Source organism: Lactobacillus sp. ESL0230 (assembly GCF_003692805.1).
Lineage (GTDB): Bacteria > Bacillota > Bacilli > Lactobacillales > Lactobacillaceae > Lactobacillus > Lactobacillus bombicola.
Window position 1 is genome coordinate 32972 of sequence record NZ_REHI01000007.1, and the last position, 21029, is coordinate 54000.

Annotated in this window: 26 protein-coding genes and 1 other annotated feature; of the genes, 4 read left to right on the forward strand and 22 right to left on the reverse strand. The window is 35.5% G+C overall.

The window, feature by feature from the left end:
* Window positions 1-8: 8 nt before the first annotated feature.
* The 22 genes from F5ESL0230_RS06365 to F5ESL0230_RS06470 form a co-directional block, all read right to left on the reverse strand.
* Entirely contained in the window at window positions 9-920 is a 912-nt protein-coding gene (locus F5ESL0230_RS06365) for an SLAP domain-containing protein (protein ID WP_122022081.1), read from the reverse strand.
* Window positions 921-1426: 506 nt separating this feature from the next.
* A complete protein-coding gene (rplL, locus tag F5ESL0230_RS06370) occupies window positions 1427-1789 on the reverse strand; it encodes a 50S ribosomal protein L7/L12 (RefSeq protein WP_090093824.1) in 363 nt (120 codons plus the stop codon).
* A gap of 48 nt (window positions 1790-1837) precedes the next feature.
* A complete protein-coding gene (rplJ, locus tag F5ESL0230_RS06375; RefSeq protein ID WP_118895930.1) occupies window positions 1838-2347 on the reverse strand; it encodes a 50S ribosomal protein L10 in 510 nt (169 codons plus the stop codon).
* Window positions 2348-2381: 34 nt separating this feature from the next.
* Window positions 2382-2507, reverse strand: a sequence feature (ribosomal protein L10 leader region).
* A 32-nt stretch (window positions 2508-2539) separates the two neighbouring features.
* Window positions 2540-3208 carry a phosphate signaling complex protein PhoU gene (phoU, locus tag F5ESL0230_RS06380; protein ID WP_118895931.1) on the reverse strand — a complete coding sequence of 223 codons (669 nt, stop codon included), beginning with the start codon at window positions 3206-3208 and terminating at the stop codon, window positions 2540-2542.
* A 19-nt stretch (window positions 3209-3227) separates the two neighbouring features.
* Window positions 3228-3983, reverse strand: a complete 756-nt coding sequence (pstB, locus tag F5ESL0230_RS06385; RefSeq protein WP_122022082.1) for a phosphate ABC transporter ATP-binding protein PstB — start codon at window positions 3981-3983, stop codon at window positions 3228-3230.
* A 12-nt stretch (window positions 3984-3995) separates the two neighbouring features.
* A complete protein-coding gene (gene pstB / locus F5ESL0230_RS06390) occupies window positions 3996-4796 on the reverse strand; it encodes a phosphate ABC transporter ATP-binding protein PstB (RefSeq protein WP_090093816.1) in 801 nt (266 codons plus the stop codon).
* 9 nt (window positions 4797-4805) lie between these two features.
* Window positions 4806-5699 carry a phosphate ABC transporter permease PstA gene (gene pstA, locus F5ESL0230_RS06395; protein ID WP_122022083.1) on the reverse strand — a complete coding sequence of 298 codons (894 nt, stop codon included), beginning with the start codon at window positions 5697-5699 and terminating at the stop codon, window positions 4806-4808.
* 7 nt (window positions 5700-5706) lie between these two features.
* A complete protein-coding gene (gene pstC, locus F5ESL0230_RS06400) occupies window positions 5707-6699 on the reverse strand; it encodes a phosphate ABC transporter permease subunit PstC (RefSeq protein ID WP_122022084.1) in 993 nt (330 codons plus the stop codon).
* A gap of 2 nt (window positions 6700-6701) precedes the next feature.
* Window positions 6702-7568: a phosphate ABC transporter substrate-binding protein gene (locus tag F5ESL0230_RS06405; RefSeq protein ID WP_122022085.1), complete on the reverse strand. Its 867-nt coding sequence runs from the start codon at window positions 7566-7568 to the stop codon at window positions 6702-6704.
* 140 nt (window positions 7569-7708) lie between these two features.
* Entirely contained in the window at window positions 7709-8401 is a 693-nt protein-coding gene (gene rplA / locus F5ESL0230_RS06410; RefSeq protein WP_090093808.1) for a 50S ribosomal protein L1, read from the reverse strand.
* Between the two features lie 71 nt (window positions 8402-8472).
* Window positions 8473-8898 carry a 50S ribosomal protein L11 gene (rplK, locus tag F5ESL0230_RS06415; protein WP_090093806.1) on the reverse strand — a complete coding sequence of 142 codons (426 nt, stop codon included), beginning with the start codon at window positions 8896-8898 and terminating at the stop codon, window positions 8473-8475.
* A gap of 125 nt (window positions 8899-9023) precedes the next feature.
* Complete coding sequence (nusG, locus tag F5ESL0230_RS06420) at window positions 9024-9572, reverse strand: transcription termination/antitermination protein NusG (protein ID WP_090093805.1); 549 nt, start codon at window positions 9570-9572, stop codon at window positions 9024-9026.
* A 99-nt stretch (window positions 9573-9671) separates the two neighbouring features.
* Complete coding sequence (gene secE / locus F5ESL0230_RS06425; protein WP_090093804.1) at window positions 9672-9842, reverse strand: preprotein translocase subunit SecE; 171 nt, start codon at window positions 9840-9842, stop codon at window positions 9672-9674.
* Window positions 9843-9848: 6 nt separating this feature from the next.
* Entirely contained in the window at window positions 9849-9998 is a 150-nt protein-coding gene (rpmG, locus tag F5ESL0230_RS06430) for a 50S ribosomal protein L33 (protein WP_118895935.1), read from the reverse strand.
* Between the two features lie 138 nt (window positions 9999-10136).
* Window positions 10137-10355: a hypothetical protein gene (locus F5ESL0230_RS06435; protein WP_122022086.1), complete on the reverse strand. Its 219-nt coding sequence runs from the start codon at window positions 10353-10355 to the stop codon at window positions 10137-10139.
* A gap of 64 nt (window positions 10356-10419) precedes the next feature.
* A complete protein-coding gene (locus tag F5ESL0230_RS06440) occupies window positions 10420-10992 on the reverse strand; it encodes a sigma factor (RefSeq protein WP_122022087.1) in 573 nt (190 codons plus the stop codon).
* A 274-nt stretch (window positions 10993-11266) separates the two neighbouring features.
* Window positions 11267-12022: a 23S rRNA (guanosine(2251)-2'-O)-methyltransferase RlmB gene (gene rlmB, locus F5ESL0230_RS06445; protein ID WP_090093800.1), complete on the reverse strand. Its 756-nt coding sequence runs from the start codon at window positions 12020-12022 to the stop codon at window positions 11267-11269.
* Window positions 12009-12449, reverse strand: coding sequence for a Mini-ribonuclease 3 (locus F5ESL0230_RS06450; RefSeq protein ID WP_090093799.1), 441 nt, complete (start codon window positions 12447-12449; stop codon window positions 12009-12011). Before F5ESL0230_RS06450 ends, rlmB begins: the two co-directional genes overlap by 14 nt.
* A complete protein-coding gene (gene cysS, locus F5ESL0230_RS06455) occupies window positions 12442-13866 on the reverse strand; it encodes a cysteine--tRNA ligase (RefSeq protein WP_122022088.1) in 1425 nt (474 codons plus the stop codon). Before cysS ends, F5ESL0230_RS06450 begins: the two co-directional genes overlap by 8 nt.
* Before the next feature lie 121 nt (window positions 13867-13987).
* A complete protein-coding gene (gene gltX, locus F5ESL0230_RS06460) occupies window positions 13988-15487 on the reverse strand; it encodes a glutamate--tRNA ligase (RefSeq protein WP_122022089.1) in 1500 nt (499 codons plus the stop codon).
* A gap of 73 nt (window positions 15488-15560) precedes the next feature.
* Complete coding sequence (gene radA, locus F5ESL0230_RS06465; RefSeq protein ID WP_118895938.1) at window positions 15561-16937, reverse strand: DNA repair protein RadA; 1377 nt, start codon at window positions 16935-16937, stop codon at window positions 15561-15563.
* Complete coding sequence (locus F5ESL0230_RS06470; RefSeq protein WP_122022090.1) at window positions 16937-17488, reverse strand: dUTP diphosphatase; 552 nt, start codon at window positions 17486-17488, stop codon at window positions 16937-16939. The genes radA and F5ESL0230_RS06470 overlap by 1 nt, the downstream gene beginning before the upstream one ends.
* A 188-nt stretch (window positions 17489-17676) precedes the next feature.
* Between F5ESL0230_RS06470 and F5ESL0230_RS06475 the strand changes: the two genes are divergently transcribed.
* The 4 genes from F5ESL0230_RS06475 (at window position 17677) to F5ESL0230_RS06490 (ending at window position 21022) form a co-directional block, all read left to right on the forward strand.
* Window positions 17677-17976: a hypothetical protein gene (locus tag F5ESL0230_RS06475; RefSeq protein WP_122022091.1), complete on the forward strand. Its 300-nt coding sequence runs from the start codon at window positions 17677-17679 to the stop codon at window positions 17974-17976.
* A gap of 79 nt (window positions 17977-18055) precedes the next feature.
* Window positions 18056-19402, forward strand: a complete 1347-nt coding sequence (gene pepC, locus F5ESL0230_RS06480) for an aminopeptidase C (RefSeq protein ID WP_122022092.1) — start codon at window positions 18056-18058, stop codon at window positions 19400-19402.
* Between the two features lie 235 nt (window positions 19403-19637).
* Window positions 19638-20321: a hypothetical protein gene (locus tag F5ESL0230_RS06485; protein ID WP_122022093.1), complete on the forward strand. Its 684-nt coding sequence runs from the start codon at window positions 19638-19640 to the stop codon at window positions 20319-20321.
* Window positions 20318-21022, forward strand: a complete 705-nt coding sequence (locus tag F5ESL0230_RS06490) for a rhodopsin (protein WP_122022094.1) — start codon at window positions 20318-20320, stop codon at window positions 21020-21022. Before F5ESL0230_RS06485 ends, F5ESL0230_RS06490 begins: the two co-directional genes overlap by 4 nt.
* Window positions 21023-21029 lie beyond the last annotated feature (7 nt).

The window sequence follows — 21029 nt, forward strand, 5'->3', positions numbered from 1 at the left end:
TATTGTGATCAATCGTTACCCCCCCAAGGAAACATCGCAATACATTCCGCTGTACTATGCCGTTTGATTTTAGCTTGATTAAAATAATTGTTTAAGATAAATCCTCCTTGCTCATCATAATGAGAAAAGCTAGTTGGCAACAGATGGGTCCTATTTTGGACCACTTGATCACAGTTTGCATCTTCACTAACTAGATTAAGACCACGTAACGCTCTTTCCTTGTTTAAGACCTTTAAAAACTCTTGCCGAAATTCTGTTAGCGAAAAATCAGCAATTGTTGACGGTTTACTCGTTGGTTTATTTTCATCCGCTGGCTTATTTGGCTTTGTTTCATCTGTTGGCTTATTTGGCTTCGGCTCATCCGCTGGCTTGTTAGGCTTGGGCTCGTCCGCTGGCCTATTTGGCTTTGGTTCATCCGTTGGTGTATTTGGTTTTGTTTCATCCGCTGGCTTGTTAGGCTTGGGCTCGTCCGTTGGTGTATTTGGTTTTGTTTCATCCGCTGGCTTGTTAGGCTTGGGCTCGTCCGTTGGTGTATTTGGTTTGGACTCATCCGCTGGCTTATTTGGCTTTGGTGAAGTTATCTTAGTCGGTAATTTATATTTTTTTATTTCAACATTTTTTACCGGAACATATTTCTTTAATGCTGGTACATAATAGTATTTTTTGCTTTTTATTTTTTTAACAACAGTAACTTTAATTATTGCACCCTTCTTTAAGACCTTCTTTAATTTGTGCCCCTTTTTGTTATATACATGGGTTTGCTTAATCACTTTTACCCGTTTAGTAGTCGAAATTGTAATTGGGCTGGAACTTTTTACCACACTAGCCCTAAGAACAATGGGACTCAAAAATAAACTACTACCAAGACTAGCTGTGGCTAAAATAGATAATAACGCTTTATGATGTTTATTATTTTTCACAATTAACTCCTCTTACTTAATAGTTACCTACATGTCTACTAGTTCATTTATAGTAAGAATAACAAAAAATTATTGTATTTTAATAAGTTATTAGTTCTTAATTATTAATAAATTATAAACTACTATATTTTATATATTTAATCTTTGGTCAACCTGTATTAACAAAATAATTTGTTTCATACCCTTAACAATAAATATACATATATATTTTATCACAATTAAAAAATAAAGAATGTTTTTTATTATTAATAAACAAAAGCGCGCCAAAACTAAATTGTTTAAACTAGAATTTGAAATTTCTAGCTAGGCCTTATTTATTGCAGTATTTGCCCCTCACTAGATATTCTAGATAAGCTGAAAAATATTACTATATATTATTTTTATCTATACACTAGTAAATGAAATTAGGAACACATCAGGAACACAAATTACTCAAAAGTAAAAAGACGCAAGCCCAAATCGTTGAGCCTACGCCTTTTTTATTAACTTGTCCAGTCGGACTGTAACTATTTCAAAGTTACAGAAGCGCCAACTTCTTCAAGTTTAGCCTTAATGTCGTTAGCTTCATCTTCAGAAACGCCTTCCTTAACGTTCTTAGGTGCACCATCAACAAGATCTTTTGAGTCCTTAAGGCCAAGTCCAGTAATATCACGGACAACCTTAATAACCTTAACCTTTTCTTGGCCTGCACTAGTCAATTCTACATCATAGCTTGACTTAGCTTCAGCTTCACCAGCAGCACCAGCTACAGCAACTGGAGCAGCAGCTGAAACGCCAAATTCATCTTCAATAGCCTTTACAAGGTCATTTAATTCAAGAATTGAAGCACTCTTTAAGTCTTCAATAATCTTTTCAGTATCTAAAGCCATACTTATGTATCCTCCGAAATTTTAATATTTAGAAAAAAATTATTTTATTTATTCTGCAGATTCATCCTTTGAATCAGCAACAGCTTTAACAGCATATGCGAAATTGCGCACAGGTGCTTGTAATACAGAAACAAGCATTGAAAGCAAGCCTTCGCGACCTGGGATAGCAGCAAGAGCCTGGATTTCTTCTTTAGAAGTTATCTTACCTTCAAGCACACCACCCTTAATGTCAATAACATCAAAGTCCTTCTCATACTTAGCAACAATTCGAGCAGGCTCAGTAATATTATCTGCATTATCAGTGTAAACAACAGCTGTTGGTCCAACAAAAGTGTCTTCAAGACCTTCAATGCCCGCCTTAGCAGCCGCACGTCTTAAGTAAGTATTCTTAATAACCTTCATCTTAACATCATTAGCACGAAGTTCTTGACGCATGTTAGTAACTTCTTCAACAGTTAAGCCAAGGTAATTAATCACCAAAACAGCTTTGGCAGCTTTAAGTTCTTCAGCAAATGCATTAACAAACTTTTCTTTTTCAGCAATAGCAGCTTTACTCAAACGAATTCACCTCCATCAAATTCATTAATAAATTCCATAAGGCCTAAAAACTCCATGCCAAGCAAGACATGGAGTTTTAAAAATCTTCATCATCTTCTGGCCTCGGCGGGAAATTAAGGCACTAGACCACCCGCGTCTTAGGTAGAATTTACTTTCAATAGTATAGCAGGCTTGCATTGTAAAAGCAAGCTATCAATTATTTTTATTCTCAATTAGTTCAAATAATTCGCCAGAAACCTTATAAATTACCCAATTGGCAATATTAACTATGTGATCACTAATTCTTTCAAGTAAACGAATAATCACAAAATAACTAGCTGAAGCAACGGCAACGTTGGGATCTTGTTCAACCCCATCAATAATCATTTTTCGGGCTTTCTTATAATCATCATAAACTTCTTTATGACCTTCAACCATTTCACGCGCAGTCTTTTCATCTTCTTGCACATAAGCTGTCAGAACCTTAATTAGCATTGAACGCACCTGATGAGTCATCCGTGAAATAATTTCTTCGACTTCTGAGATACGCGGATTACCTTTAACACGTACAGTCTCTACCGCTATACTGTTAGCATTCTCACCAATTCTTTCAAGGTCTGTAGTTGCTTTAAGAATACTAATTACTACCCGAAAATCAGTTGCAACTGGTTGCTGCAAGGCCATTAAGTCTAAAGCTTTTTTTTCAATTTTAATTGCTTCTTTGGCCACTTCTTTATCTTCTTCAATCATTTCTTGGGCCATCATTTTATCATGGGCCACAAATGATCGGGTTCCTTTGTCAATTAAATCATTAACTAGTACACCCATTTCCATAAATCTGGTATTTAATTTTTTTAGTTCATCTAAAAATATTTCATGCATAAAAACTTACTCCTATATATTAACCGAACCGACCATTTAGATAATTACTTGTAATTTCTTTTTTAGGTGCCAAAAACATTGCTTCAGTTGAACCAGATTCAATTAATTCACCATTCATTAGAAACGCCACTTGATCTGAAACGCGACTAGCTTGTTGCAAGTTATGGGTCACCATAATAAAGGTGTACTTTTTCTTTAATCCCATTAGAGTTTCTTCAATTTCTGCACTTGAAATTGGATCTAATGCGGAGGTCGGTTCATCAAGCAAAACCACTTCTGGTCTAACCGCCAAAGCACGAGCAATACAAATTCTTTGTTGCTGCCCACCAGAAAATTCTTGAGCATTTCGCTGTAAATTATCTTTAGTTTCTTCCCAAATTGCAGCTTGCTTTAAACTTTCTTCAACTCGCTGCTCAATTACAGTTTTATCTTTAACTCCAGCTACTCTCAGACCATAAGCTACGTTATCAAAAACTGAAAACGGAAAGGGGGTCGGCTGTTGAAAAACCATCCCAACTTTTTTTCGCAAAGAAACTAAATCAAGATGAGTATGATAAATATCCTTATCTTCTAACAAAATTTTGCCACTAATTTTAATATTATCGATATCATCATTCATGCGATTTAAGCAACGTAAGAAAGTCGACTTACCACATCCAGATGGACCAATTAATGCTGTTAATTTTTGAGCTGGAAATTTTAAAGTTATTCCATGTAAGGCTTCATATTTTCCATAGCTCAATTTAACATCTTGTGCTTCCATGACATTTTTCATACGCTTGCTCCTTTAGCCAAAACTACCTTGAATATACTTTTCTGTGATTGAGCCCTGCGGATTAGTAAAAATATTAGAGGTGGTGTCATATTCAAGTGCATGGCCTAAATGAAAGAAAGCTGTATATTCACTAATCCTTGATGCCTGCTGCATATTGTGTGTAACCATAACCATCGTATATTTTTCTCGCAACTGCTTTAACGTATCCTCTAGTTTAGCTGTTGAAACTGGATCTAATGCACTTGCTGGTTCATCCAAAAGCAAAATTTCAGGCTTTAGGGCAATCGCCCGAGCAATACATAACCGCTGCTGTTGTCCACCAGAAAGGGCTAATGCGCTTTGGTCTAATTTATCCTTAACCTCATCCCACAGAGCAGCTGCCCGCAAACTTTCTTCAACTAATTGTTCCAAAGTAGCTTTATCATGCTGCCCGTTTGCTTTTAAAGCATAGATAATATTATCTTTAATTGATTTGGGAAAAGGATTAGGTTTTTGAAAAACCATTCCAATTGTCTTACGTAATTCATAAACATTAATCTTCTTTTGGTTCACATCAAGATCATGAAAAATTATACTACCATCAACTCTAGCAACCTGATCATTCATGCGATTAAGTGAACGTAAAAATGTCGATTTACCTGATCCTGAAGCACCAATAAGTGCTGTGATTGTATTTTTTTTAAAGCCCAAACTAACATCAAACAGTTTTTGAATTGTACCGCCATAAAATACACTCAAATCTTGTGTATAAATAGCACACTCGTCTTCATCAAAAGTTTTAATATAGTTAGGTTGATTTTGCCAATTTTCCATAGAAGTTCCTTATTTTATCTTAGCCCCAGTTAATCGTTTATACAGATAATTACCTAGTGCCCGAGCACCAAAATTAAATATAATTACCACAATTACTAATAGAGCGGAAGTAGCTGCTGAAACAACATTTACATCTGGAATAATTCCTTCTGTATTAACTTTCCAAATATGAACAGCCAATGTTTCAGCGGGACGCATTACGTTTAAAAAACTAGTTGGGCTGAACATATTCCAGTTTGAATAGTCGACTGTCGAGCCACTTTGACCTGCTGTATAAATTAAAGCTGCTGCTTCACCAAAAACACGTCCTGCACTTAAAATTACTCCAGTGATTATTCCGGGTAAAGCGGCAGGAATTACAATTCCTCGAATAGTTTTCCAATTTGATAGTCCCAAAGCCCAACCTGCTTCACGTTGGGTCTGCGGTACACCTTTAATTGCTTCTTCAATATTACTTGTTAAAATTGGTAAATTGAAAAAGGTTAAGGCAAGCGCACCAGAAATAATAGAAAAACCTAACCCAAATTGCACTACAAATACTAAATAACCAAATAAGCCAACAACTATCGATGGTAAAGAACTCAAAATTTCAATTGTAGTTCTAATTAATTGCGTTAGCCAATTATTGGTTGCGTACTCGGCAAGGTAAATCGCTGCCCCCAGTGCAATTGGTAGCGAAATAATTAAAGTTAATAGTAGCAAATAAAGTGAATTAAACAGTTGATCTCTAATTCCTCCCCCAGCTTCAAAAGAAGAAGAACTGGAGGTTAAAAACTGCCAAGATAAGTGTGATATCCCTGAAAATATAATATTACCAATAATACCAATTAATAACAAAATTACGATGGCAACTAAAAAATAAATTACTCCGGTAGCAATTTGATTATTTCTTTTTGAATTCATAATAACACTAGCCCTTCTTTCCAATTAAGTGTACTAAGAAATTGAAAAATAAAGACATCACTAATAACAACAAAGCTAATGACCATAATGCATTATTAGGTAAAGTTCCCATTACTGTGTTACCCATTTGACTGGTTAATTGACTAGTTAAAGTAGCTGCTGGGCTAACCAAATTAAACGGCATCAATACAGCATTCCCAATTGCCATTTGTACAGCTAGTGCTTCGCCAAAAGCCCGAGCCATTCCAAATATAATTGCCGTCATTATTCTACTTCTTGCCGCCCGTAAGACAACATGATAAATAGTTTGCCATTTAGTTGCTCCTAAAGCTGCTGATGATTTACGTAGCTCTTTGGGCACCGCTTTAAAAGCGTCAACGGTAAGTGAAGTAATCGTTGGCAAAACCATAACAAATAAAACTAAAGTTGCAGTTAAAATACCAAAACCAGTACCACCAAAAATTGTTCTAATCAACGGTACTACCACCGTTAACCCTAAAAAGCCATAAACAACAGATGGAATACCAACTAACAGTTCAATCACAGATTGCAATAAATTTGCCCGCTTATGAGAAACATATTCTGTCATAAATAGTGCTACAGCCACTGAAAACGGGGTGGCAATTAAAGCTGCTAAAAGTGTTACTGCAAAAGAAGTAACAATCATCGCCGCTGCCCCGACATGATCTTTTCCTGCACTTGGGTTCCAATCAGATGAAAATAAAAATTTGAATATATTAACTTTATCATTGAAAAAAGTAGCCAAGCCATGACTACCAACAAAGCCAATAATAGCAATAATTAAAATTACAATTAAAATAATTGCTAAAAAGGTCAACCCTTTCCCCCAGCGTTCTTGTCGAGTTTCTTTTGATGGCTTAGTCAGTCGTGCTACATCAATATTTCTGGGATCGATTCCCTTAAATTTAACATGTGGAACCTTTTGCGCCGAGATTGCTTTTTCAACAACCTTTTGCAAATCCTGTTCTTTTTTTACCATAGTTAATTCCTTATCTTTGAAACTTTATTTTGACTGTCACGAACAACTTTCATTTCATTTATACTTAAATAACCAATTTTTGGTACTACTTCTTTTTGTACCTTTGGGCTCAATACGTAATCAATGAAGGCCGCTGTTGCTTTATTAGGCTTGCCCTTAGTATACATATGTTCATATGACCATAATGGCCACTTATTGGAAGGAATATTCTTATTATCAGGCACAACATGATTAATACTTATCTTTTGAATATTTTGATCGTTAGCGTAAGGAAAGGAAATATAGGAAATTGTTCCTGGGGTAGAATTAACAATTTTTTTAACACTACCATTGGAGTCTTGTTCTTGTGAATTGACTGCATCTTTACCATTAAGTATTAGATCCTCAAAAGTTGACCTTGTCCCACTACCACGCGAGCGGTTAATTACAATGATTGGTAAATTTTTTCCGCCAACCTCATGCCAATTTTTTATTTTACCAGTAAAGATATCAGCTAATTGTTTTTTTGACAAATTCTTGATGCCCACAGCTTTATTAGCAATTGGAACTATCCCCACTATTGCTACAGGGTAATCCTTTAATTTTTGGGCATCGATTCCCTTTTGTGTCTCAGCAAAAACATCTGAAGTACCCACTTCAACTGCTCCTGCTTGAACCTGGCTCAAGCCAGTACCTGAACCGCCACCTTGTACAACAATATTACTATTAAGGTGAGCCAGATGATAATCATTACCTGCTTGCTCGATGAGCGGTTGCAAGGCACTAGAACCAACTATAGTGATTTTTTGACCGTTTTTGCTGCAACCAACTAAAAAAAGCGGCACTAACAAACAGCAGGCCAGCAGTTGGACAAAATTACTTTTTCGCATTATAAATTCCTCAATTAAACATTTTAATTTCAATTTTAGTTTATCAAAACTTGAGCAATCAACCAATCATAATTACTTAAAATTAAGTAAAAAAAAGACAACTTGCTAAGCGGCAAAGTTGTCTTTATTATTTATTCAAATTAATCCAAATTTAGTGGATCCAATTTAATTCCAGGGCCAAAAGTTGCAGCAACTGCTACACTCTTAACATATTGCCCTTTGGCAGCTGATGGACGCGCACGCAAAATAACGTCACGCAAAGCATCAAAGTTTTCAATCAATTGTTCATCAGTAAATGAAACTTTACCAATTGCAGCATGAATCGAAGCTTGACGGTCAACACGATATTCTACTTGACCAGCCTTAACATTCTTAACTGCTTTTTCAACATCCATTGTTACAGTTCCGGTCTTAGGGTTAGGCATTAAACCTTTAGGCCCTAAAACTCTACCTAAGCGACCTACTTTGGCCATCATAGTTGGGGTAGCAACAACAACATCAAAATCTAAGTAACCGTTTTGTACTTTTTCTACCAAGTCATCAGAGCCAACTTCATCAGCTCCAGCTGCTTTAGCTTGCTCAGCTTGAGCACCTTCAGCAAAAACAATCACTTTTTGCGTTTTGCCGGTACCATTAGGCAAAACAATTGAACCACGAATCTGTTGATCTGCTTGTTTAGGATCGACACTTAAATTGTATGAAACTTCAACTGAAGCATCAAAGCCTGCGTATGAAGTTTCTTTAACTAGCTTCATTGCTTCAGCGACTGAATACAATTTCTTTGAATCTACTTTTTTAGCAGCTTCTAAATATTTTTTACCATGCTTTGGCATGTGATTTCCTCCTTAATATGTGGTCAAGCAAGCCTAAGGCTCTCCCACCTAAATTGTTATAAATAACAGGATTAGTCTTCGACTTCGATACCCATACTTCTAGCAGTACCTTCAATCATCCGCATAGCAGCTTCGATATCAGCAGCATTAAGGTCCTTCATCTTAGTTTCAGCGATTTCCTTAACTTGATCTTTAGTAACCTTACCAACCTTCTTGGTGTTAGGTTCGCCAGACGCCTTATCAATTTTAGCTGCTTGCTTCAAAAGTACTGGAGCAGGTGGAGTCTTAGTCACGAATTCAAATGAACGATCTTCGTAAACTGTGATGACTACAGGGATAATCATGCCTTTTTGATCAGCAGTTCTAGCATTGAAGTCTTTGGTAAAGCCAACAATGTTAATTCCAGCTTGACCTAAAGCAGGACCAACTGGAGGAGCAGGTGTTGCAGCACCAGCTGGTATTTGTAATTTGACAACGTTAATAACTTTTTTTGCCACGGTCAAAACCTCCTTGATTCCGTGTGCGGTTAAAATGGAAGAGTATCTACTCTTCCTCCCACAATAATAAAACTACGTTAATAGCGTAACATCGTTTAAGTTGATTTGCAATAATTGAGATAATTTTAACTGATTTTCTTTACCTGATCATAATCTAATTCAGTTGTAGTTGCCCGGCCAAACATATCAACCGAAACAAAAAGTTTGTACTTATCCGGTTGAATTTCTGTAATTTTACCTTCAACTCCATTAAAAGCTCCATCAATAATGGTAACTGTTTCACCAACTTCAAAATCAATTTGCGGACGCTTGGCTGGTTCACCCTGTTGCCGCAACAGACGATTCACTTCTTCATCAAGTAATGGTGATGGTTTAGATCCCCCACCATGAGAACCAACAAAACCAGTGACATTAGGGGTATTTCGTACAACAAACCAACTTTCATCTGTCATAACCATTTCCACTAATACATAACCTGGAAAGATTTTTTCTTCAACTTCTTTTTTCTTATCATTAACTTTTTCAATTTTCTCTTGTTCAGGAACCATTACCCGAAAAATATAATCCTGCATCCCCATGCTTTGTGCCCGTGAAAGCAAGTCAGATTTAACTTTGTCTTCATATCCAGAATACGTATGCAGAACGTACCATTGTTTTTTAGTTGTTTCAACCATTATTAAAATTCTCCTTTTATTTTTGGCAAAGAAAAAAACCTCTGCACTAGAGGTCTCTTTAATTATATGCATTATAACACGATTAGCAAATCTATGCCATTACATCACTATTTGTGTCAAACTGCTAAACAATAAGTCTAACAAACCTAAATAAGTGGCAAACAAAATTGAAGTAACAATCACAGTTCCCGTATCGTGACGATTCTGCTTGGCAGATGGCCAAGTAACCAGTTTCATTTCTTCAACAACACTTTTAAAAAACTTAATCACTACTTCTTACCTCGTTTCTTTATGTAAAGTCATTTTACTGCAATGCTTACAAAATTTATTCAATTCAAGTCGCTGAGTGCGATTTTTACTTGCCGTGATTGAGTAATTACGCGAGCCACAACGGCTACAAGCTAAAGCTGCTTTTTTCACTGCCATAATCTCACTTCCAAACTATTGTATTTTAGCAAACATTTTTTTCTTAAGCAATTAATTTAATACTTCTACGCCATTTAGCTATTTTAACCTAAAACTAAGTCTAAGTACTAATTATTAGCAAATTAATTAATTAAAAATCTACTTTTTAAGATTTTCAGTTAAGAATAATTTTATTTTTTCATCACCAACATTTAAAAAATAAAGCATGTCTTCCTCAGCCTTGATAGCATCTCTGCCATCTTTTTCCAGCAAATAATCCCAGAGAACATCTCTAACGGAAAGTTCCAAGTCGCTCCAATCAAATACTTCTTTCATTGGTTGGTTTAATAAAGTTGATTTGCTTAACTCCTCTGTCATCTTACATACCTTTCCACATATTTTCTAAGGATTCATTATACATCTTTTTATTTAGTAGTCACTATTACAATAAATGGTAACGCATCTTTTGCACCAAACGAGACTTAGCTCTTATAAGAGATTTTTTCTCAATCTTTAAATTGGCCAATACTTCTTCTTGCGGCACAATTCCTAAAACAACTAACAAAGCTATCCCTTCTAAATCTGATAAATGATCAATTATCTCGGCTAATTGATCATTTAAAGGAACTTCACTTGGACTAACTTGATTTACCTGTAAAGGACGCAGCCCACTGGCAACTGCCTTTTCAATCGAGATCGACTGGGTAAGAGCACGTCGACGATAGGCATTTTCATAACGAACTAATGTTTTAGCATGATTAGTCAATCTGGTCTTATAATAACTGGCAAATTTACCTTTGCCGTCGACGTAGCTAATCGCTGATTGATAACAAATAAAAAGTGCATCTTGTTCCCAATCCTGTTTGTCATAGCAGCGCAAGTAATATTTGTTAATAATGCTATTAACAAGTGGTTGATACCGAATATACAATTTTTTCAGGGCATCTTCTTTGCCATTCTTAACTTGGTTAATTAAAGTAGCTTCTTCGGCTAGATTGTCCGTAAACTTCTGCATTTTCTTATCTCCTTAATTTTTAATTTTTGAATGCAGAATACGTAGTTTTTAAAAAGATAAATAGCGAACTTTAGTTTATTGTTCTCATGATTTTTCAAAAGCTTTTTTACTAGTCACAACCATTTTCCCATGTGAAATATTAGCTGAGTTTTACTTTACAAAGTTCTAAAATTAATTACCCGTATTGTCCTTGTATATTCTTTGACCTTTTAAATAAAAAACTCCTAGCTGTCAGTTTTTAATCTGACAGCTAGGAGTTTTTTTCATTACAACATTATTGTAAGGGATTCCGACTATTAAGCATTTGATAAAGCAAGACACCAGTAGCAACACTTGCGTTTAGTGATTGAACTTGCCCAACCATTGGCAAAGTTAACATTTGATCCATTTGTTCCTTAAGTAAGCGTGAAATGCCCTTACCTTCATTGCCAATAACTAAAACAGTTCTACCATTACTATTCCATTTACGATAATCTGTCCCCGTCATATCCGTACCAAATAACCAATAACCTCTTTTTTTAAGCATTTGACTAGTTTGAACTAAATTATTTACTCTAGCTACGGGTACGTGATCAATGGCCCCAGTTGAAGTTTTAGCAACGACAGATGTTAACCCAGTAGCATGACGTTTGGGAATGATAACTGCATCAACCCCCGTTGCATCAGCTGTCCGCAATATTGAACCTAAATTATGGGGGTCTTCAATTGAGTCCAACATTAATAAAAACGGCTCACGTTCTTGACGTTCAAATTGATCCAATAATTCATCCAAAGCAGCATATTCAAAGCTAGCAATCGTCAAAACTAACCCCTGATGATTAGCTCCTGCTACTAAACGATCCAATTTACTTTTTGGAACAAGCTGCACAATTATTTTCTTTTTCTTAGCTAAAGTGTATACCTCATTAGTTAAACTTGCTTGTAGATTTTCTTGCAAGAAAATCTTATTAATTCGATCAGCATTTTGCGTCTTTAAAAAATCTAATCCTGCATGCTTGCCAAAAACAAAATCTTTTTCATTCGAATTCATAATTATCAATACCACCATTCTCTACGGTTTCTATACACCATTTTGTTAATTCATGAATGCGTTCGTTTTTATCTAATAATTTCAAATAACCCCAAACTGCCTCAAAACCAGTAGAGAGCTGATACGTAGCTAAACTTGTATTTTTAGCTTTAGTATGTGCTTTAGCATTGCGTCCTCTTTTAAAAGTAGCAATTTCAGCTTGAGTAAGCAAATTATCATTTTGTAATTTAGTAATTAAGGCTGCTTGTGCTTTAGCTGACACATAATAAGTTGCTTGGCGCTGTAAAACCTGTGGTTTAACAATTTGACATTTAATTAAATGTTCACGAATAGCAATTTCATAAACAGCATCCCCCAAATAAGCTAGAGTCTGACCATTAAGCGTATCCGGATTTATTTTTTGCTCAATTAAATTTTTCTTAATCACGTCTCCACCTTGTTCCTTGCGGAGTATCTTCTACAGTTATCCCCATTGCTTTCAACTTATCCCGCAACTCATCACTTTTTGCCCATTCTTTATTTTTTCGTGCTTGTTCTCGTTGGGCAACTAACCGAACTATTTCATCATCATCCTGTTTTTTAACTGTGGTAAGCAATTTTTTAGTACTAATACCAAAAATTCCTAACCAATCAGTCAACAATTTTTGCGCATGCTTTAAGGCTTCTTTATCTACTTTTGCCAAACTAAGATTAGCATTAAGTATTGGCAATAAATCATAAATTGCTGCTAAAGCATTTTGAACATTTAAATCATCATCCATTGCTTTAATAAAGTTACGCTCTGTTTGAGCAATAGCTGCTTGAACTGCAGGCGACTTGTCACTTATCGAACTGTCATTTAGCCGATATGCCAGATTTACCAACGTATTTTTAAATTTTTGCAAAATATTCTTTGCTTGCTCAAGATTTTCAGTTGAATAATTAATTGGTCGCCGATAGTGAACACTTGCCATAAAAAAGCGCAATACCTGGGGATCCGTTGTTTTCAACAAATCGTGTACGGTTACAAAGTTATGTAACGACTTAGACATCTTAGCTTGATCAGCTCCAACTGTTACAAAACCATTATGCATCCAATAATGCACAAACTTTTCGCCAGTAGCAGCTTCACTTTGCGCAATTTCATTTTCATGATGAGGAAATTCTAAATCTTGACCACCACCATGAATATCAATAGTATTACCTAGATATTTAGTCGACATTACTGAACATTCAATATGCCAGCCTGGCCTCCCTAAACTCCAAGGTGATGCCCAAGCAATTTCATCAGCTTGCTTTTGTTTCTTCCAAAGGGCAAAGTCAAGTGGATCTTCTTTGCGCTTTTGTTCGGCCACATTAACGTGTTCAGAAGCACCTGCTTCAAGTTCAGTAATATTTTGGCTGCTTAAAGCACCATAATTAGCAAACTTACGGGTACGGTAATAAACGTCACCAGCAGATTCATAAGCATAGCCTTTAGTAATTAATTGCTGAATAAATTTAATAATTGCCGTAATTTCATTTGTTGCACGAGGATTTAGCGTTGCTGGCTGGACATTAAGTGCGGCCGTATCTACACGATATGCTTCAATATAGTGCTGAGCTAAAGCCGATACTGAGATTTTTTGCACCCGTGCCTCATTAATCATTTTATCGTCGACATCGGTAAAATTAGAAACATAATTAACTCGGTAACCTTTATATTCAAAATAGCGGCGAATTGTGTCGAATGCAACCACGCTACGCGCGTTACCAATATGAATATAGTTGTACACTGTTGGTCCACAAACATACATCGAAATCTCACCAGGCTTAATTGGGCGAAATTCTTCTTTAGTCTTAGTTAAAGTATTGTAAATTTTCACAGCGGCTAACTTGCCTTTCTAAAAAATTTTCTTTTAACAAAAACACAATTAATTAATTGATTTTTACTAAAAGAAATAGCGTATTCCGCTTTTAAGGCGTAATACGCTGTTCCTTGCTTAATTACAAACCGTTTTCACTCATTTGTTTCAAGGTTAAATCAAGGTGTTTTAATACCCGTTCTTTGCCCAAAAGCTCCATTGCTTCACCAATACCTGGTCCAACCATTGACCTAGTTGTAGCAATTCGAATAGGCATAAACAGTCTTCTACCTTTAATACCTGTTTGGGCACGCGTTGCTTGAACTGCCTGCATAATTTGAGTGGCCGTAAACCGCGATAATGATGTCAGTTGTCGTTTGAATTCTTCAATTACTGGTCTAGCTTCATCCTTACGGATTTCGTCAATTTCTTCATCACTCAAGTCTTTAGGAGCGGCAAAGAAAATCTTAGTTAAATCAACGATCTGCTTAGTATATGACATTTGCACAGAATAAATATTCACTAATTGACGCACCCATTCCATTTTTTCTGGACTAGGATCTAGCTCAATTAACCCTACTTCTTGTAAATTGTTAAGAGCTAAGTCAAGTAAAACATCTCGATCGGCCTGTTTAATATATTGGTTATTAATCCATTCCAATTTCTTTTGATCAAAGGCAGCCGGTGATTTAGATAGCCGGGCGGGATCAAACTGCTTAATTAATTCCCGTTGTGAGTAAATTTCACTTTCACCAACTGGTGACCATCCCAAAAGCGTAATAAAATTAAACATGGCATCTGGTAAATAACCCAGGTCACGGTATTGTTCAATAAACTGAAGCACTGATTCGTCACGTTTAGACAGCTTTTTACCAGTTTCTGGATTATTAATCAACGTCATATGTCCAAACTGCGGTGGTTCCCAGCCTAATGCTTCATATACGGCTAATTGTTTTGGAGTATTTGAAATATGGTCATCGCCGCGCAAAACATGCGTAATTTCCATTAAATGATCATCTATGGCGACTGCAAAGTTATACGTTGGCATGCCATCGCGCTTTTGAATAATAAAATCGCCACCGATAGTATCAGATTCAAAACTCAAATGGCCTTTAACGATATCATCCCAAGCATATGTTCTCATTTCTGGAATATGAATTCTGACTACTGGAATTAAACCCTTGGCCTTGGCTTCTTCTTGGCTAGCCGCAATTTCAGTTGCAGTCATTCCTTCATATTCATAAGTATAGTGCGGAGCAATTCCCATTGCCCGTTGTTCTTCACGTTGTTCTTCAAGTTCTTCTTGTGTCTTGTATGAATAGTATGCTTTACCTTCATCAAGCAATTGTTGGATATACTGATTGTATATGTCTTTACGTTCAGACTGCCGATATGGCCCAAAATTACCGCCCTTATCAGGTCCTTCGTCCCAATCAATTCCTAACCAATGCAGGTTTTCCATTTGCGATTGGGAACCGCCTTTAACATTACGTTTAGTGTCCGTATCTTCGATTCTTAAAACAAACGTTCCTTTGTTATGCCGTGCAAATAAATAATTAAATAGCGCGGTTCTTGCATTTCCTATATGTAAGTGTCCCGTTGGACTCGGGGCATACCTTACTCTTACTTTTTGTTTTGCCAAAATTTATGCCTCTTTCAAATAGTTAATTACACAATTTTAGTTTACCCGTAATATGACAAAAGTTCAATCTTTCCTATTCTAATACCAACTTTAAAGCTTGTAAAATACTAGCTACAGGAATCACATCAATTCCTAATTCTTGCAAACTACTACGCATATTGTGCTTAGGAATAAAAATTCGTTTAAAACCAGTCTTAGCTGCTTCTTTAATTCGCGCATCAATTTGATTAACGCGCCGCACTTCACCCGTTAGACCTACTTCACCTACGAAACAATCAGTTGGAGAAATTTCTTGATTTTTATAACTAGAAGCAATCGCCATAATAATTGCTAAATCGACAGCTGGTTCATTTAAACGAATCCCACCTGTTGCAGTTAAGTAAACATCTTGATTTTGGAGCATTAAATTACCCCTTTTTTCTAAAACTGCTAACAATAATGCTGCCCGATTAAAATCTAATCCTGAAGTTGTCCTTTTTGCATAGCCAAAAGCGGTCGGAGTAACTAAAGCTTGAATTTCAGCTAGTAGCGGCCGCGTCCCTTCTAAAGAAACTACAATTGCCGAACCGGTCGATTGCGGCAAGCGCTCATCTAAAAAGATTGCTGATGGATTGGTTACTTCTTTAAGACCTTTGTGAGCCATTTCAAACATGCCAATTTCATTAGCAGCTCCAAAGCGATTTTTAACTGAATGCAGGATTCGATAAGCGTGATGCTCATCGCCTTCAAAATATAACACGGTATCTACCATATGCTCCAGGATTTTGGGACCAGCAATTGTTCCTTCTTTAGTTACATGCCCAATCACAAAAACTGTAATTGCATCTATTTTTGCAATTTTCATCAGTTCACTAGTGACTTCTCGTACCTGTGAAGCCGAACCAGTCATTGAATCAAGACTAGGTTCATTCATTGTTTGAATTGAATCAATAACAACAAAGTCAGGCTGAATAGTATCAATTTGCTGGCGAATCTCTTCCATATCTGTTTCAGGATAAAGTAGCATATTATCAGCCTCTAGTCCCAAACGTTCTGCCCGCAACTTGATTTGGTTAGCAGATTCTTCTCCTGAAACATAAAGCACTTTATGCTGTTGCGCTAATTCACTCATAATCTGTAACATTAAGGTTGACTTACCAATACCTGGATCTCCCCCAATTAAAACTAGCGAGCCCGGAACAATACCACCACCTAAAACACGGTTTAATTCAGCCATACTAGTCTGAATTCGTTCTTCTTTTTCTGCCTTAACCTGTGCCATCTTAACAGGTTCACTGCCACCAGTTTGTTTAATTAACCGACTGGGACTGCCTTTACTAGAACGAGTTGGACTTGTTTCAGTTTCTTTTTCGAACTGATTCCAAGCACCACAATTAGGGCAGCGTCCCAAATAACTCGCTGAAATATAGCCACAAGAATGACATTTGTATTTGGTTTTTACTCTAGCCATTAATCCTCCTTTAAATTGGTCGATCCAAAGCCTGATTGTCTCTGGCGTTCAACTGGTAAATCATCATCAGTTTTATAATATTTAATAAAAATGCCCTGACCAATTCGTTGTCCTTTTTTAATTTTAATTGGTCTAACACCATAATTGAGTACCTGAATAAAAATTTCACCTTCATTTGTTTTATTATTATAATAATCTGCATCAATCACTCCAATACCATTAGGTAGACTTAAGCTGCGCTTAAAAGTATTCGATGAGCGGTTGGCCAAAATTAGTACTTCATCTTCAGGCATATATGCCTTAATGCCAGTAGGGATAAGCAATGGCTTCAAAATACTATCAGCTAAAGCATAATCCGGTTCATATAATTGATGACCATTACGCAGCAAACGAAAAATTCGCACAAAATTAAGTCGCCAGATACTAGGAATCTCGATATCAACAGCTGCTTCTAAATCATAACCAGCGCTGGCAATGGTCTGGCGTCTAGGTAAAGTAATATTTTTATCTTGATATTTAGATACAATTTCAAAGCCCCGTAGTTTCGTCATTTTGTCTCCTCTAAATTAATAAGCTCTATTTTACAATAGATTAGCTATTTTACTTAAAATATTCTACTATTATATATGTAAAAGCTCTTAAAAATGCTTGTTCAATTAAGTTATTTATAAACTTTGCAGGTATTAGCGACTTTTGTAAAACAGAGAATGGTCAAATTATTAATACTGAAAGGAATACGATGTTCAATTTAAATAATTCTCACCAATTTTGTAAAGTTTATGATGATGACGATATTCTTGTCTGTCACTGGGTCATGGATAAAGTATCTCGGTCAGATAGAGACGTTTGGATTATAGAGCACTTCTTTTTTAACCCAGCAGCAGAACAAGCTTTTTTTATTAATGAAATGCATAATATTTTTGAAATTGCTACCACAACTGCCACACCTGTTTGGCCACTTGACCCACAAATAATTGCTTATTTTAAGCAGCACCCTAAATTTGCCAAAATTTGGTACCATAAGCCTGATAGTATATAATCAAGCTAGCTTTCTATAATAGACTACTTAAGCTGATTAAGCTAAAATAGAACTAATATTTTAAGGAGGAATAATATTTATGACAAAAGAAATTACCAATGATAATATTGCCAACTATACAGCTGATTTAGCTAAGCATGCCGGTATCAACATTGCTAGCCGCGCTGCCCAACAAAATGGTATCTATAAGGCTAGTCAAAATTTACAATCTAAAATCGACTTAGACCCAACTTTTTCAATTGAAATTGACACGGGAAAACCATCTGATCAAAAGCAATCAGGTCGCTGCTGGATGTTCTCAGCTTTAAATACGATGCGTCATCCCCTACAAAAGGAATACAAAGTTAAAGACTTCGAATTATCCCAAAACTATACTAACTTTTGGGACAAATTTGAAAAATCAAACTGGTTCTTTGAAAATGTGATTGCCAGTGCTAAGCAACCATTGGGTGATCGCAAAGTTAGCTTTTTATTTGCTACCCCACAACAAGATGGTGGTCAATGGGATATGCTATGCGGTTTAATTGAAAAATATGGTATCGTACCAAAATCAGTTTATCCAGAAACAGCCAATGCTACCAATTCAAGTGCTTTAAATGACACCTTGAATACGCTCTTACGCAAAGATGGACTAGTTTTGCGCACTATGATTAATGAAGGTAAGTCAGAAGATGAAGTTGAGGCACGTAAGAATGAATTCTTAAACGATGTCTTCCGTGTTCTGGTAGTTTCATTAGGAATGCCACCAAAGAAATTTGACTTTGAATACAAAGATGATGAAGGTAATTACCACCGCGAAGCTGGAATTACTCCAAAAGAGTTCTTCGCTAAGTATGTTGGTATGAATCTTGAGGATCATGTCTCAATTATCAATTCGCCAACTGCTGACAAACCTTATCATAAAGTCTTCTCAGTTGAGTACTTAGGTAACGTGGTTGGTGGTCGTCAAGTACGTCACTTAAACTTAGAAATTGCTGAAATGAAAGATTTAATCATTAAGCAATTGCAGGCTGGCGAAGTTGTTTGGTTTGGTTCCAATGTTGGTAAGGATTCGGAAAGACAACTTGGCTTACTCGATACTAATATTTACAAGCGCGATGAGTTATTTGACATTGATTTATCCATGTCAAAAGCTGATAAACTTGATTCTGGTGAAAGCATGATGGATCACGCAATGGTTATTACGGGCGTTGATCTTGTTGAAGGTAAGCCAACTAAATGGAAGATTGAAAACTCTTGGGGTGAAAAACCCGGCTTTAAAGGTTACTTTGTGATGAGCGATGCTTGGTTTGATGCTTTTGTTTACCAAGCTGTTATTAATAAGAAATTCTTGTCAGATGACTTGAAAGCTGAATTTGCCGATGGTGCTAAAGACCCTATTCAACTCCTACCATGGGATCCAATGGGTGCTTTAGCTTTTAAATAAAAAATTTAAAGTAATTTAAAATATAAAAAGACTAACTTATGCAAATATTTGAAGTTAGTCTTTTTATTTTACCTATAATTCTAATTAGATAGGCAACTAATTATAAACGGTAAGTACTTGCCACCTAGTCAAATTCACAATTGACAATATTTGTATATAGTTTAACAATATAAGTAAGCGCTATCTTAGAATATTATAATTATGACCTAGTCATTAAAAATCAAAGGAAGCTATAATGTACCATACAGTTTACCAGCAACAAAATTATCTTAATCGAGCTTTTCTAAAAAATTATTTTCTATCTGGAATTGTCTCTTTGATACTTGCTTTATCATCACTGACTTTTTTAAAGGCAAGTGATTATTCAGCTTTAAGCCTAATTAACTTTATTTTCTTACGATATAATATTTTTTTTGGTTTAATTCCGACATTTATACTTGTGCTCTTATCCACTTTAAAAATACGCCTAGGCGATACTTTACGATGTCATACTAGAAATGTTTTATTAGCACAAATAGTCTATCGTATTATCTTCAATTCGATAATCATTACAGCAACTTGGTTTTTAGCAATTATGATCGTTATTTTCTTAAGTGGCTATTTCCCTATTTTTCTAAAAATTTGGGCTGAATTGTTACTTCGAATAGTTTATTTTGAAATTGTAATACTAGTCTTTGGCTTTATCAGCGCAATCTTTTTTTATTTAACTGAAAATAAAATTTTGACATTTTTACTAGTATTTGCCATCAACTGCCTAAGTTTTATTTTAAATATAAATCATCAGGCATCATTATTCTATGATTTTTTAGCACTCGACTTTGGTTCAATCATCTTTTCTAGAAGCTTAATTTTATTAGGTTTGCTATTTTTAACCGATGCTATTTTAAATCTGATTATCGTAAAGAAGGATTTTTTATGAAGCAATTATTTTGGGATCAATTACTATACTTGTGGCAAATAATTAAGCAAAGATTATTATTTTGGTTAATTTTAATCAGTTTAGCAATTGTTTTGTCCAATATTCCTTTTAGTGCCAATCCTCATTATTCTGTTTTTACATCCTTTTTTGCTGGAGTAGATTTTATAACAATACATTTACCGATTAACTGGTTTATTTATTTTATAATTCCTATGTTAATTATGCTAAACAGTTTTCGCCAGCTATGGCATGCAAGAGTAATTCAATTAAGAGGTTTGCAATATTCCGCTAGAACTTACGCCAAGATCAATATCGAGCTCTTGGGATTAATTTCTCTCGTTTATGTCTTAATAACTGAAAGCATTCAAACTTTATGCACGCTTTTATTACAGTTACCAATGCTTCGAATTAATTATTTATCTGGAGTAGAAACTCTAGGATTAAATTGCCTAGTTAATTGGCTAGGAATTTTATGGTTGTTGCTACTTCAAGCAATTATTAATCATTTTAATGCACCACTCGGCATAATTATTCCTATTACTTTATTAATTATTACAGCTTACACCTTATGGAAAAATAACCCTTTAAATAGCTTAATGCTATTAAGAATTAATCAAAACAACATCATTTCACTAGTTATCACTACAATCATTACAGCATTCATTTATTTATTGGTTGAGCGCCATACTAGTTTTGAATAAAGGAGAA

Excerpts from the sequence above, each read along its gene's own strand:
- rpmG (WP_118895935.1), bottom strand. The coding sequence starts at position 9,998 with ATGGCAGTGAAAAAAGCAGCTTTAGCTTGTAGCCGTTGTGGCTCGCGT.
- F5ESL0230_RS06490 (WP_122022094.1), top strand. The coding sequence starts at position 20,318 with ATGAAGCAATTATTTTGGGATCAATTACTATACTTGTGGCAAATAATT.
- F5ESL0230_RS06435 (WP_122022086.1), bottom strand. The coding sequence starts at position 10,355 with ATGACAGAGGAGTTAAGCAAATCAACTTTATTAAACCAACCAATGAAA.
- pstB (WP_090093816.1), bottom strand. The coding sequence starts at position 4,796 with ATGGAAAATTGGCAAAATCAACCTAACTATATTAAAACTTTTGATGAA.
- radA (WP_118895938.1), bottom strand. The coding sequence starts at position 16,937 with ATGGCTAGAGTAAAAACCAAATACAAATGTCATTCTTGTGGCTATATT.
- rplL (WP_090093824.1), bottom strand. The coding sequence starts at position 1,789 with ATGGCTTTAGATACTGAAAAGATTATTGAAGACTTAAAGAGTGCTTCA.
- F5ESL0230_RS06475 (WP_122022091.1), top strand. The coding sequence starts at position 17,677 with ATGTTCAATTTAAATAATTCTCACCAATTTTGTAAAGTTTATGATGAT.
- F5ESL0230_RS06470 (WP_122022090.1), bottom strand. The coding sequence starts at position 17,488 with ATGACGAAACTACGGGGCTTTGAAATTGTATCTAAATATCAAGATAAA.
- F5ESL0230_RS06405 (WP_122022085.1), bottom strand. The coding sequence starts at position 7,568 with ATGCGAAAAAGTAATTTTGTCCAACTGCTGGCCTGCTGTTTGTTAGTG.
- rplA (WP_090093808.1), bottom strand. The coding sequence starts at position 8,401 with ATGCCAAAGCATGGTAAAAAATATTTAGAAGCTGCTAAAAAAGTAGAT.
- F5ESL0230_RS06485 (WP_122022093.1), top strand. The coding sequence starts at position 19,638 with ATGTACCATACAGTTTACCAGCAACAAAATTATCTTAATCGAGCTTTT.
- F5ESL0230_RS06440 (WP_122022087.1), bottom strand. The coding sequence starts at position 10,992 with ATGCAGAAGTTTACGGACAATCTAGCCGAAGAAGCTACTTTAATTAAC.
- phoU (WP_118895931.1), bottom strand. The coding sequence starts at position 3,208 with ATGCATGAAATATTTTTAGATGAACTAAAAAAATTAAATACCAGATTT.
- pepC (WP_122022092.1), top strand. The coding sequence starts at position 18,056 with ATGACAAAAGAAATTACCAATGATAATATTGCCAACTATACAGCTGAT.
- pstC (WP_122022084.1), bottom strand. The coding sequence starts at position 6,699 with ATGGTAAAAAAAGAACAGGATTTGCAAAAGGTTGTTGAAAAAGCAATC.
- rlmB (WP_090093800.1), bottom strand. The coding sequence starts at position 12,022 with ATGAATTCGAATGAAAAAGATTTTGTTTTTGGCAAGCATGCAGGATTA.
- pstA (WP_122022083.1), bottom strand. The coding sequence starts at position 5,699 with ATGAATTCAAAAAGAAATAATCAAATTGCTACCGGAGTAATTTATTTT.
- nusG (WP_090093805.1), bottom strand. The coding sequence starts at position 9,572 with ATGGTTGAAACAACTAAAAAACAATGGTACGTTCTGCATACGTATTCT.
- pstB (WP_122022082.1), bottom strand. The coding sequence starts at position 3,983 with ATGAAAAATGTCATGGAAGCACAAGATGTTAAATTGAGCTATGGAAAA.